The following is a 13,003-nucleotide window of genomic DNA, read 5'->3' as shown; positions in this document are numbered from 1 at the left end:
ATTTTAATTAGCGGTAAACGAACCTTAATTAACGCACGGCGATTCTATTAGCGTAAAGCCACCTCCAATTAGCGCAAGAGGCATTTTAATTAGCGGTAAACGATCTCCAATTAGCGCAAGAGGCATTTTAATTAGCACAAAGCACTCTCCAATTTAGCTCATAACATGAAAAAGCCGCCAAAAGTCCGGCGGCTTTTTCATTAAAATTAAACCTCTAATCCAAAATTGCGGCATAAGGATGCTAGTCCCCCTGCGAAGCCGCTTCCCACAGCATTGAATTTCCAATCGCCGTTATGGCGGTATAGTTCACAAATAACAACTGCTGTTTCAACTGAAAAATCCTCACCGAGGTCAAATCGGAGTATTTCTCTGCCAGAATCTTCATCAACCACTCTTGCAAATGCATTGCTAACCTGTCCAAAATTTTGGTTCCTCGCTTCAGCATCGTGGATGGTTACGGTAATCGCAATACGATGAATATGTGACGGCACTTTGCTAAAATCAATTTTAATTTGCTCGTCATCCCCGTCTCCTTCACCAGTGCGATTATCTCCTGTATGCTCAACAGCTCCAGATGGGTCGATTAAATTATTATAAAAAACAAAATCTAAATCGTTGATGACCCGGCTATTAGCATCTGTAAGGAAAGCAGATGCATCTAAGTCAAAATCGTTACCGCCATGATAACGGTTTGTATCCCAGCCAAGACCAATAATTACCTTCGTCAAGCCGGGATTTGTTTTAGTCAAATCAATTCTTTGTCCTTTTGATAGATTGATTCCCAATATCGTCACCTCATACAGATATTTTTCTTAACTATAGGAGCGGACAACTTCGCTAAGGCTTGCGGCATTTGTACCCGAACCGATGGCAGCAAATTTCCAGTCGTTACCATTACGGTAGATTTCACCGGTAACGAGACAGGTTAAGCCGCTGTAATTATCTGTTAAGTTATAATGGATGAGCTCTTGATTATTGCTTGGATTCACAACTCGAATAAATGCGTTTCGAATCATGCCAAAATGCTGTTTTCTTTTTACACAATCATAGATATTCACTACGAAAACAAGCTTTTGAATATTAGCTGGTACTCTGCTTAAGTCAATCCAGACTTGCTCGTCGTCACCGTCGCCATCCCCAGTTAAATTGTCTCCTGAGTGCTGAACGCTGCCGTCATTGCTTTTTAAGTTGCCAAAGTAAATAACGTCCTTATTGCTCCCAAGCTTATCATTGGCTCCAAGCATAATCACTGAAGCATCACAGTCAACGTTTGCCTGGCTTCCGCCGCCGCCAAACAGGGAACCGAAAAAGCCCCCGCCGCCGCCGCTGTTTTGAACAGGGTCCCAGCCTAAGCCAACCATAATTTTTGATAACCCTGGATTGCCTTTCGTTAAGTCAACACGTTGTCCTTTTTGTAAATTAATTGCCATCATTAATCACCTCATCTAATTTTTAAACAATTCTACGATTGCTGTTTCAGTTGCTTAAAATTTTGCGTCAGCTGCTCTAAACGCTTTGTCCCCTCTTCACGCAGGCGTTTATTTTCATCCTCAATTGCTTTCGTTTCCTGCATTCCTTTGAGGATAATATTCCATGATTCTTCAATTGTTTCAATTTTGATGCTTGGTGCACCTGCTAATCTTGCTATATCAGTGCTTTGCTGGGAAATGTTTTGCGCATTCCGGAGCAGCATTTCATTCGTGCGGCGGTCAAGCTCGCTCATCGAATCAGCGACAAGCTTTTGCCTTTTCGCTGCCACTGCCTGAATTAAGCCGTTTTTAAAAATCGGAATGGTCGTCACAAATGCTGAATTAATTTTCCCAATCAGCTTTGTATTTCCCCGCTGCAGCATCCGGATTTGCGGTGCGGTTTGCAAGGAAACCATTTTCGCCATTTCCAAATCATAAACCCGCTGTTCTAACAATTCGATCGCATTTTTCAATGAATCAAGCTGCATTGAAGCTAGCTGATCACCTGAAGCAACTCGGGCTTCAAGCTGTGGAAGCTGATGTGTTTTTAACTCTTCTACTTTTAATTCTCCGGCAACTATATATTTCTCGAGCGTTAAATAATATTGGTAGTTTTGCTCATACATGTTATCCAGCATGGTTGTGGAATCGACCATTTCCTGACGGTACTTAGAAATTTCCACATATACTTTATCGATTTCAGATCCCATTGTCTGGTATTTTCCAAACAACTTTTCAACAACTTTTTCACCTTTTTTAAACAGCTTCCCGAAAAAGCCGCCGGATGATTTTTGAAAATCCTTTGGATCAAACTTATCCATAATCCGACCAAGCTGTTTTAACAGCTCACCGGAATCCTCCACTTTGGTCGTCCGCATATTGCCTAGTATTTGGTCAGAAAAGCGAGAGATTTGTTCTACCGGTTCTTTACCAAACTCCAATACTTGAATTTGATCCCGCTCATCAATGGAGCGCGCTAAATTCTGCACTTCTGGTTCCTTGCGGAGGGCAAGCTTGATGTCCGATACTTTTGTTTCTGTTAATAAATCATCTACAGGTGCTGGTGTTAAACCGCTGGATGGATTCGGTGTAAGATTCACTGTCTAATCTCCCCTTAAGTTTTTTAAGAACCCGTGAAAAAGTCCCTTTTTAAAAATGGAATTTGAAGGCTCCTTATACTCCAAATCAAAGACGACATCCTCAAGCCAATGGCTGTCGAACAGCCCTTCATCAAGATAATTTTCAATATCGTTATGACCGGTAGGGTTATACACCAATAGGTCAATCCCAAATTGATTTAGTAAAAGAAGCATCGCTGCATCTGACCTTGAAAACATTCCGGTTGTCTCATTATTAAAAATAATGCATTTTGGAACCTCTTGTGAGTAATCAAAGCGTTCTAACAGCTGTATGATCTGTTTCGGGATAAACATTGCCTGTGTAAAAAGATAGAGTTTTATTTCATCCAGACTTTCCATTGGCAATGGTTTTAAACCCGGTTTTTCACATATTCTCTTAACAGCATGTGCCAGCCCTTTTTGCAGGCCCAGCGGCAGGAATGAATACGGCCAGTAATGTGCCTGCATGATTTTATCAGGGCTTAGTGTGCCGTCACGACCTTGAGCATTCCGATAGTGAAAGCGAAAATCACTATGACTAGGAATCGTGATTGGCAATCTGCGAATCACTATACTACAGTTTAATTGACTAAGTGTATGAAGACGTTCCCAATATTCCTTCCGGTCCTTGCTGACACCGTGGATTTTGGCAAAAACGGACGGAATCTGCACCTTGCCGTTGCTCACTTCGAATTCCGGACGTATCATCGCGATTTCTTTACTTACGATAAATAGCTCATCATACGTCGTCTTAAGCGTCAGTGATGACGGTGTATAGTCCCTTAACTGCCACGGTTTGTACAGCCCCGAGCCTTCCTGATTGAGAATGGTCTCAATTTCTCTTGAAGCTCTGTACGCAACCGTTGCTTTCCGGCTCCGCTTTTCAATTGGGAACGGTTCGGGCGGCAAATTGTTTGGATAACGGTGAATAAAGACCGGTTCCTTAAGCAACCCGTCCAAAATATCTCTTCCCTCAGGGTGAAAAATCACGATGTCACAGCCAAGTGTAATTAAATAAAATAAAAAATATTGATGACTCTTTTTCACATCCCCATACCAAAGAAACTTAGGCATGGCCTTTTCCGGGTTAGCGGTTTCCAAACGCGGCGCTAAATGATTCATTGACCACTTTACCACATCAACTAGAATCCGCCTCAATTCATGATTTTTCAGCCCATCTTTTTCAAGCTCTGAATACAATTCCAGCGTCACAATCATCGCTTCCCTTAATTTGCGATGAAGGACTGGCAGTTTGGATTTAAGCAGGAGCTGCTCCCCGTCAAGAAATGCAGTAAAGCGGTTGATGGACAGCTTTTGCTCCTGATGAATATTGATGACCCTCTGGATTGCTTGAAAATGTGCGTTATCGATTGTCTTGTCAAGAGATTCCTCGCTAAGCAAATGTAAGTCTATTTCTGATGTTGTAACATAGTCGAAAAGCTGATTATAGTATTCATCTGTGTCGATTGGGACTCCAAGGAATTCCCCTAATACTTGCCCGATTTGAATCGTCCCATTTTCTAATGAATAATTGGGTCTATCCGGAAGCGGCTTTTTTAGCATTCCTAGCCAATTTTCATACGAAAGGGCTACAGGTTGGATGTTTAATTGGTTTATAGATAGATTCATTCATAACCCCTTCCCTGGATAAGCGAAAGTTTTTGTTCAAGTTTAGCAAATTATGTAAGGTATTCCTTTTCATCATAACACAGTTCATAAAATCGTTCATTTGTTTATACGAAAGATGTGTGAAAATGTTTCACTCTCCCATCACTTTTCTTTCTCATTCACCTTAAACCTTGTCCTTGCATAGTAATGAATACTCACATTAAAGTAGGTGGCTCGAATGAGATTTTTATATAAACGGCCAAAAGCAGAACTCGTTTACGAAGAATTAGATGATGTTATGGAGGTTATGGCTTCCGATGTGTTTATTTTTCTTGATTTATTCTTGTTCAGTCTGATTTTCACATTACTGCTCGCACCTGTAATTGACTCACTAGGCATGGCTGTCTTATTTTTTATTGCAAGTTATAGTCTATTTTCCGGTCTTTATTTCTTTGTGTTTAAAAAAATGACTTTCACGCGGTAAGAGATTTACTATTTGATTAAGAATTTCTTCTCCTGCATTTATCCCAGTCCGATATATTACGGTGAAAGCATTCATTTCCGACATATTTGCCAGCTCCCCGTGTTTTGGTACAAACCGATGCTGACAATTCCGCAAAAAATCCCAATCTAGAATCGAATCTCCCGCTCCTGCTATTTCGCTGATCCCTTCACGCTGGCAAATATAATCTAAAGCCGCTCCTTTACTAATGGCCTTCGGAATAAAATAAAGCTTCCTACCTTGCAAGGAAACTCTCCAGCCGTACATCGAGGCAAAGTCTTCAAGCATACTTCTGTTAAAAGAAGGCGGAAGTGATGTTAACGTATAGTAGAAAAATAAATTTTCGACATGCCACAACTTACCCGCAAATATGAAACCCTCCCGCTCTAACAGTGCAAGCATTTCAGCCATTGGTAAAGACTCACGCTTCATCGCAGCTGAAATATGTGCCGACCATTCTTCCAGCAGCTTGCCGCGATATAATATATTGGCCCCATTCGTTGTGACTGCATATTGAAGAGGAATTTCTTTTTGAAAAATAACAAAACGGTTAAATTGGGCCGTTGTTCTAGTGGTGATTGGAATAAATAAGACGTGCTGACTGAGCTGTTTAAGGGTAGTAAAAGCAGTTTCCGTCATATAGCCAACCCAGCGGTTATCTTTGAATTCAACCGGTTTCATAGAGTATTCGTCCACCCAGCCTAATTCTTCCATCGCTCTAATTGAATACATTAATGTCCGGTCAAGGTCAGAAGCAAAAATCATTTATTCTCCTCCTTAACCGACTTGATGATGCCGCAGCACAGATAATTTAACTCCGGATATTCAACCACTTCTACTCCCTTTTCTTCTGCAAGCATAAGAATATGCTGAACAAACGGACTGGATATATCCCGAATAAGAATTTTCCATGGAACTCTTCTAAGCAGCACCCTCGTTGTTTCGCCAACGCCGGGCTTAATATAATTCGTTGTTTTAACAGCAAATTCCGCTTGAATTTTCTTTACGTCTTCCATCCCCAAGAATGGTGCCTCTATCTCTTCGTGATTCCTTTGTAACGCAATTTGGTCAGCTTCATCTGCTATATTGGTAAACTCATTCACAATCACATCAATAAATTGGTTAGAGACGTCCTCAGCTATCAAATCATTGTAAAATTTGGCGCCATGAAAATCATCTTCACCTATATATTGTTCATTTAAAACCGTCCGGCTTACAAGCCCTGACACAGTTGAGTTTAAGCAGGCACTTGGGATTAAGAAGTCCTCTCTCGTTCCAAAAAGGCGAGTACAATATCCAGGATCAGCAATGACTGCAAGGCTGTCATCAAGCGTAAACCCGTATTTTTGTTCAAATTCTTTACAAGCCTTTGTTAATTCAATCGAAATAGCCCCTTTTCCGGTCCAGCCATCAACAAATTGAATCTTTCCTTTGGGATGAGTTTTACGAATATAATGAATGGCGTTTTTATCAAACCCTCGATCGCGGATAATCGATATGCTGTAATGCGGTAATGAAATACCGTAGCGAAATTCAATATATCTTTTGATTAAAATCCCAACAGGTGTCCCTGCGCGTGCAAGTGACACAAGAATTGTATTCTCACCTTTTGCTTGAAAAATCTGTTCCGCCACTATCCCGATGCATAAGGCCACTTTTTGTTTGTACTCCTGTAATGTCTTCCAAAAAAGCTCGACATATTCCTTCGGAGGCTGATATTCAATCGGCAAAGACTCACTGTAATGGCCGCCTGATTGTATTTTATGCTCACGGTTGGCAGTTGAATCTTCAAGCTTTATATCACTTAAATCCTTTAAAAGAAAAACCACATCATCCTCTGCATAGGTACCTATTTTAACAGGTTTAGTTATTTGCATGCTGATCACCTCTGTTTCTTGAAAAGAAGACAAGTTTGACCAAGCTAATGTTTGTCTTTTTCAATTCTTCAAGGAATGGTTCTAGATTCTTTAATTCTACTTCTCGCTCAAAAAATAAAAACAATTCATCATAAAACCCGGGCGGGATATTATAGACAAAGTGCTTTATTTCTGGTTCTTCAGGATTACGAAAATCCAAACCATATCTCGCCCCATACCCATTTACATTTTCAATATAGACCGGGCTTCTTGTTGTTGATTGATAGAACACATTCTCGCCCATTTCTGACGCAATTTTCATCGGCAGGTACATGAATTCCCCAGTTCCTAAGCAAAGAGTACGGTTCCCCTCACGTTTATCTTTCAAAAAGGCAGCGGCCTGGGAGGCTTTTTGATGAAGTTTACAATTTTCTTCCTTGCTTAAACCAAAACGCCCTGTTTCTTGAATATATGAAGCAGATCTCGTAATAGAAGAAAAAGAAGTGGGAGTAAAAAATCGGGCAGCATCACAAATCTCCAATGAAATTTGCGACTCTTTTTCCCATTTCTCCTGCTTTTGTTCGGTAATCTCCCGCAGCTGTTTTATCCGCACATCACCTGCTAATAGACTGACGACATTAATTTTAACTCCTAATTTCCCTTCTACTAGATCGAATTGCCTGCGGTGTTCTTCAGAGCGCCAATCCAATATCGACACAACCGTATATTCATTTCGCGGAAATTTACTATGAATGGATTTGATTATGTTTAAGGCTGTTTTCCCAGTAGTCATTTCATCATCAACAAGAATAATTTCCCGATCGTTTGTCATTAAATCCGGCGGTATATAGCAGCGATGAGAGGTTGCATGTGAATGTTCCTCCTCAAAGGTTATTTCAGATGTAAATCCTGCTATTTCCTCTCTAGTCGTATGGAAAAAATCAGCATTTTTGAAACAGGCAAAAAAGCCGTGGCCAAGGGCCGTGGCGGTTTCCGCAAAGCCAATAATGATAGGACGAATTTCAGCTGGCACAAAAGGCTCCCTCGATTTCATTGCGCTTCCATGAAGAAAGGATGGTAACAGTTGTTTTTTTTCGCTGCAAGGGAGGTCCTTCACAGATTCTATGAATCTTGCAGCTAATAGCGCTGCCGTTGATAGCCCTTTATTTGGATTGATTGGTATATGTTTTCCCAACACATTGCTGACAAATAAAAAAGAGCGTTTTTTATTGATTCGCGCTGCCATCGTAAACAGCTCTTCGATTGGCAGTTCATACGGATTTTCCAGCACATCAATTTCCACGTCAAGCGCATCAAAAATGTGATATGTATACTTCTTTTTTGATAAGATCGATGTTTGTAAACTGTTCATTTAGCACCCCATAAAGCTGTGATTTCAACATAATTTTCTTTGCCCAAAAAAGATGTGGTTTAATTTCATTCATTTTATTTGCAAATTCGCTTTTCATGACTCCATTCTCACCAGCAGCCGCTTGAATAATGGTATGGGCATCAATATATTCCTCAAACGAAACGACATTTAGAGCCTGAACTGCTTTAATATGTGATGGATGAATAATGGTCTTTCCGGTGATCCCATTTGCGATATCCATAAGGATTTCACGGATCAGTCCGTCCTTATTTTCATCTATTAGTTTTTTACGCCATTTTAATCCTTCCTCACCATAACGATCCCGAAAAGGTGTTTGCCGAAGCTGAGGTTTCAGCATCCTGTTTTTGGCAGAAAAGTACTCCCAAACCGGCCCAGAGACTACATAGCCGCTTTCACGCCTTTGGAACACATTAATAATGTCAGAAATACAATCTCTTAAAACAGCAATATCATAAACCGTTGTGTCCGCACTTCTGCGGATACCGTATAATCCGCAAAAATCAGTTGCACCTATGCGGATATTAAGAACATTTTTTTTATAACTGTCAACGATCTGTTTTATGTTCAGAAGCTCTTCAATTCTTGTTTCTTTTTGGATCACTTTAGAAGTTTCCAGTATTGGCATAGCATAGAAGGGATGCTGGTCTGTATGGATGCTGCTAACAGCAGTTAATAATTCTTCACCATTTCCGCTGTTAAACTTGGGAAGAACTGCACCTGTCAGCAGCTGTGTGGCATTTCCAAGCTGTTCTGTTACCCGCTTGAATTGCTCAAGGCTGCGGATCCGAATAAACATCAGCGGAAAGTCGGCAATCGTTACAAATCCATTTTGAAGCTCCGCGTACAGTTTGTTAAGTTCCTGAATCAACTGCTGCTCAGCAGCATCCACTTGCAGATCACCAACTGCATCCTCAAGGTCAATGACCATTGACGTTAACCCCTCATGTTTATTGGATAGAATATCCTGATGAATGTTAGGGCGTGTTGCTGGCATATAAAGGGTTGCGCCGAGCCCGTAGGCAAGGGTCTCACGGCGTGTATACTTGTTAAATTCCTGTGGTTTTTTATAGAAAAATTGATCCAGTTCATCCTCATAAAAATAGGTGAAAAACCTCATCTTTGTTTCTCCTTATATAAGGTAAAAAATAAGGGAGACAACTCGCGTCAGCTCCCTTTTTTATATAAATGTTTTTTTATTTGCCTTCTGCTTTTTTCTTATTCATAAAATGAACAATGAAAGTTGCGCCAAAAGTTACAAGCAAGATTGAGAAGAATGTAACATGATGGACTTCAATATGGAAAACGCTAAGCAGCATTTTTACAGCAATGATCATGATTAAAACATATGCCGATGTTTCAAGCTCTGGCACGCGGTCAATCAAGGTTAAGAACAAACCAGCTACTCCCCGCATCATTAATACACCAAGCATACCGCCAATTAGCAGTACCCAGACTTCATTACTTACTCCAAACGCAGCCAGTACGCTGTCAACAGAGAAAGCAATATCCATTAATTCAACGGAAGCAACTGTCCCCCAAAACGTTCCAAAAAGCCGAATCAACAAACTGTTTTTGTTAATTCCTTCAGACTCTTCCTCTTCGCTGCTACCACCTTTATATTTATCAATAAAATATTTGATTGCTAACCAGGCAAGGTATGCAGCACCTAATACTTTTACCCACCAAAGTTTAATTAAGTATACACCGATTCCAATGGCAATAAAACGGAAAGCATAAGCGCCTAATAGACCATAGAAAAGTGCCTTTTTACGTTTATCTGGCGGCAGGTGTTTTACCATAACAGCTAAAACTAGCGCATTATCCGCAGAAAGAAGTCCTTCTAAAATAATTAATGTACCAATGAGTCCCCATGCAACCGGATCGGTTAAAACCTCGGCCCACATATGCCAATCAAAAAATTGAGCATACGTATCAATAATACCTTGTAAAACGGACATTAATTGTGTTCCCCCTAAGATAGACTGAATAATTTTGTCAAAAAGACCCAGCATACAGCCGGGTCCTCTACTTCATTAATGATTAACCAACCTGTAAGCCAAAATCAGTTGCAAGTGCTGCTAAGCCGCCTTGATAGCCGCTGCCAATTGCACTGAATTTCCACTCTCCGTTATGACGATACAATTCTCCAACAACAATAGCTGTTTCAATTGAGAAATCTTCTCCTAAATCATAACGAATCAATTCTTCCCCTGTTTCCTCATTGAAAATACGAGCATAAGAGTTTGAAACCTGTCCAAAATTTTGATTCCTGCTGGCTGCATCATGAATCGTAATTGTAAACGCAATACGCTGGATGTGAGCAGGAACTGTGCTTAGATTAATGTTGACTTGCTCATCATCACCATCCCCAGCACCTGTACGGTTATCACCAGTATGTACCACCGAGCCGTTTCCACCTTGTGGATTGTTGTAGAAAACAAAATCTGTTTCGGTTGTTACTTTACCATTTTCACCCAGCAAGAAAACAGATGAATCTAAGTCGAAATCGTTACCGCCGTCATATTTATTTGTGTCCCAGCCTAAGCCGACAACTACTTTTGTTAATCCAGGATTTGTTTTAGTTAAATCAACCTTTTGTCCTTTTGATAAACTTACTGCCATTTTTTCATTCCTCCAATTTAGTTGATAGTCTATTTACGAGTTTTTCATTAAAAAGTTTCATTTAAAAATAATTTTTTTCTATCTTCGCAAAAAAAATTTAACTCATCCATTTAGGCGGAGTATTTTTGGCCCAATAGATGGAGCCTAGGTCATGATGTGTTTGATATTCATCATGATACGTATGATAGTGAAAATTAAACCAGTAACCGTCTTGAGGCGGATGCTCTCTTCTCACATGGAATCGAAGAATATCTTTCCCTGTTTCGCCATTTTTTATATTAAAAATTTTTTCAGATAGCCCTTTTCCTGGCTGCTCCGTTATTGTTAAGTTTTTCAAATCTTCTTCTGGAAATTGTGCAGCAGTTTCTGCTAAAGCAGCTTCAATATTTGGCAGGATGATTTCACGAAACTCATTTTCGATAACCGGTTTAATCCTAGTTCCAAATTTTTGATAGGATTGCAATTCAGCTTGTTTTAAAAGTTCCTGCATGAAATCTTCTTTATTGAATTCGGATTCTTCTTTAAAGCTGCTTTTTCTAGTAAAACTATTTTCGACTGAAGGAGCTTCAAATGCATCCCGGTCGGTATGATTTTCAGCATTAACCGTATTCATCAGTTGCGTCGGCGTAATTAAGCCGAACGTTAAAATAGATACTATTACAAAAAGTGATTTACGAAGCCATTTATTCATAAAGGGATCACCTATTTTCTCGATAAAATAATAGATTACTGTTCATATAAAACATTATATCTCTTTTTTCGAAAAAATGGAAAAAATAATAAAGAGACGACACATTGTTCGTCTCTTTATTATTTAGCAATGTGCATCGAAAGCCCCAAGAAGATTCTGCATGACTGCTTCCATCGGCATCCCTTCAATATCATGTCTTGGGATAAAATGAACAACTTCTTTCCCTTTTAATAATGCCATGGATGGGGAAGATGGCTCATATCCTTCAAAATACTCACGCATCTTCGCTGTTGCCTCTTTATCCTGGCCGGCAAATACGGTAACTAGATGATTGGGCTTTTTCTCGCTGTTTAATACAGCCTGCGTTGCTGCTGGACGAGCTAATCCGGCTGCACAGCCGCAAACAGAGTTAACCACTACAAGCGTTGTTCCCTCGGCATTTTCGATAAATTTTTCAACATCCTCTGGGGTTGTCAATTCTTCGAACCCGGCAGTAGTTAACTCCTGACGCATTGGTAAAATGATTTGTTTCATATATTCTTCGTATGCATTTGTCATCTTTTTAACACTCCATTTCTTTTGTGGGAACTATTCTTCTGTTTTTCTTGCTTCGGTCATTTGCTTCCAGACAGAACCTTTTGCTTCTTTGCCGCCCTCAATTCTTTCGATAGCCATTTTAATCTGCATGCTGACTTCAAATTCGGGATCATTTTCAGCGGCTTTTAATGCAGGCATCGCCTGCTCATCTCCAACTTCATATAAGAACATTGCAGCCCGCCAGCGGACTAATTTGCTTGCATCCTTTAATGCCTTCATCATTTCAGGAATCGCTTCAGTGAATCCTAAGTCGGATAGGCAATCTCCTGCGGTTCTGCGGACTGTGACTGTCTTATCAGTTAATGCCCTGTAAAGCAGTGGCAGCACCACTTTGTCCTCAATCATGCCAAGGTAGACAGTCGCCAGCCTGCGAATCGAGGGCTTTTCATCCTCCAGCGCTTTTTCAAGGACAGGGAGATCAGTAATCTCTGGATCATCCATCTGCTCAAGCAGCTGATATCTGATTCGCCAATCAGGACTTTGCAAGTCTTGAATCGCTACTTTTTTACGAATGCGTTTCGTTTTTTGTTCCGCTGTTGAATCTGGCCTCTGCGCCTTTTTAACTAATTCATTCAGCCTTTCCATCGGATAGGCGGCAATTAATTCTTCAACAACCTCCTGTCCGACTTGGTCCATATCACCGTATCTCACGCCTTGATTTTGCCATTTGCGAAGCAAAATATAATTGTCTTCAGGCAGCTGGGACTTTTCTCGCTCTTTTAAAAAGTATTCCGGCATGCCAAAGCGTTTTTCAGATGTCCCGTCCGTCAGCTTGACTTGAAGCGGGATACCCTTGAACATTTGAACTTCAACCTTTATTTCTCCAAAATGTTCGTTCACCGCTTGGGTATTGCTGGCGGCTTCATCTGCCTTTTCTCCAAATGCCCGACGAACCTTAGGGAGGATTTGCTGCCAGTCATATTTGGCATTCCGCTCAACAGCAAGGAAATCGGCCACATGGTAAACGCCCTTAACTCCTTCAATTTGAAGAATCGCCTGAATGGTTTGCGGTGCCTCATCGGCCGTTTCTTTTTTATAATTATGGCTTTTTCCCATCGGCAGTTCTTGATCTAAAATGATTTTCATTGTATTGGGACTTGGCGTTGGTTCAATAGCCTTTATTTTCACCACAATCACCTTATTCTAA

14 protein-coding genes are annotated in these 13,003 nt (G+C 40.5%); 1 reads left to right on the top strand and 13 read right to left on the bottom strand.

All coding sequences use genetic code 11. From position 1 onward, the window contains the following. Positions 1–206: 206 nt before the first annotated feature. Genes IE222_RS09150 through IE222_RS09135 form a run of 4 tightly spaced genes read right to left on the bottom strand, consistent with a single transcriptional unit; the run spans position 207 to position 4,216 of the window. Entirely contained in the window at positions 207–785 is a 579-nt protein-coding gene (locus IE222_RS09150) for a TerD family protein (protein WP_191271969.1), read from the bottom strand. A gap of 27 nt (positions 786–812) precedes the next feature. After that, entirely contained in the window at positions 813–1,430 is a 618-nt protein-coding gene (locus tag IE222_RS09145; protein ID WP_191271967.1) for a TerD family protein, read from the bottom strand. 32 nt (positions 1,431–1,462) lie between these two features. Then, the gene (locus IE222_RS09140; RefSeq protein ID WP_191271965.1) at positions 1,463–2,569 is read right to left on the bottom strand and encodes a toxic anion resistance protein; all 1,107 of its coding nucleotides are present in this window, start codon (positions 2,567–2,569) and stop codon (positions 1,463–1,465) included. 3 nt (positions 2,570–2,572) lie between these two features. Beyond that, positions 2,573–4,216: a YceG family protein gene (locus IE222_RS09135; protein ID WP_191271963.1), complete on the bottom strand. Its 1,644-nt coding sequence runs from the start codon at positions 4,214–4,216 to the stop codon at positions 2,573–2,575. Between the two features lie 217 nt (positions 4,217–4,433). On the opposite strand from IE222_RS09135, the gene IE222_RS09130 reads away from it, so the two are divergent. Then, on the top strand, positions 4,434–4,679 hold the full coding sequence (locus IE222_RS09130) for a hypothetical protein (RefSeq protein WP_191271961.1): 246 nt from the start codon (positions 4,434–4,436) through the stop codon (positions 4,677–4,679). Here the strand turns inward: IE222_RS09130 and IE222_RS09125 are convergent. From IE222_RS09125 to IE222_RS09085, 9 genes are all read right to left on the bottom strand, one after another. Then, positions 4,626–5,462 (bottom strand): HAD family hydrolase, encoded by an 837-nt coding sequence (locus tag IE222_RS09125; RefSeq protein ID WP_191271959.1) that lies wholly within the window; start codon positions 5,460–5,462, stop codon positions 4,626–4,628. The genes IE222_RS09130 and IE222_RS09125 overlap by 54 nt on opposite strands. Further along, the gene (locus tag IE222_RS09120; protein ID WP_191271958.1) at positions 5,459–6,574 is read right to left on the bottom strand and encodes a cysteine protease StiP family protein; all 1,116 of its coding nucleotides are present in this window, start codon (positions 6,572–6,574) and stop codon (positions 5,459–5,461) included. The genes IE222_RS09125 and IE222_RS09120 overlap by 4 nt, the downstream gene beginning before the upstream one ends. Continuing rightward, complete coding sequence (locus IE222_RS09115; RefSeq protein ID WP_191271956.1) at positions 6,561–7,925, bottom strand: phosphoribosyltransferase family protein; 1,365 nt, start codon at positions 7,923–7,925, stop codon at positions 6,561–6,563. The genes IE222_RS09120 and IE222_RS09115 overlap by 14 nt, the downstream gene beginning before the upstream one ends. Then, complete coding sequence (locus IE222_RS09110) at positions 7,867–9,063, bottom strand: HpcH/HpaI aldolase/citrate lyase family protein (RefSeq protein WP_191271954.1); 1,197 nt, start codon at positions 9,061–9,063, stop codon at positions 7,867–7,869. The genes IE222_RS09115 and IE222_RS09110 overlap by 59 nt, the downstream gene beginning before the upstream one ends. Positions 9,064–9,139: 76 nt before the next feature. Beyond that, on the bottom strand, positions 9,140–9,904 hold the full coding sequence (locus IE222_RS09105) for a TerC family protein (RefSeq protein WP_191271952.1): 765 nt from the start codon (positions 9,902–9,904) through the stop codon (positions 9,140–9,142). An 82-nt stretch (positions 9,905–9,986) separates the two neighbouring features. Further along, complete coding sequence (locus tag IE222_RS09100; protein ID WP_191271950.1) at positions 9,987–10,568, bottom strand: TerD family protein; 582 nt, start codon at positions 10,566–10,568, stop codon at positions 9,987–9,989. A 97-nt stretch (positions 10,569–10,665) separates the two neighbouring features. Then, positions 10,666–11,259 (bottom strand): YpjP family protein, encoded by a 594-nt coding sequence (locus tag IE222_RS09095; protein WP_191271947.1) that lies wholly within the window; start codon positions 11,257–11,259, stop codon positions 10,666–10,668. A gap of 123 nt (positions 11,260–11,382) precedes the next feature. Then, positions 11,383–11,817, bottom strand: coding sequence for a BrxA/BrxB family bacilliredoxin (locus tag IE222_RS09090; RefSeq protein ID WP_191271944.1), 435 nt, complete (start codon positions 11,815–11,817; stop codon positions 11,383–11,385). 30 nt (positions 11,818–11,847) lie between these two features. Beyond that, positions 11,848–12,984 carry a conserved virulence factor C family protein gene (locus IE222_RS09085; protein WP_191271943.1) on the bottom strand — a complete coding sequence of 379 codons (1,137 nt, stop codon included), beginning with the start codon at positions 12,982–12,984 and terminating at the stop codon, positions 11,848–11,850. Positions 12,985–13,003: the final 19 nt, after the last annotated feature.

The organism is Neobacillus kokaensis, from assembly GCF_014656545.1.
Taxonomy (GTDB): domain Bacteria; phylum Bacillota; class Bacilli; order Bacillales; family Cytobacillaceae; genus Neobacillus; species Neobacillus kokaensis.
This window is presented reverse-complemented; position numbering and strand designations above follow the sequence as displayed.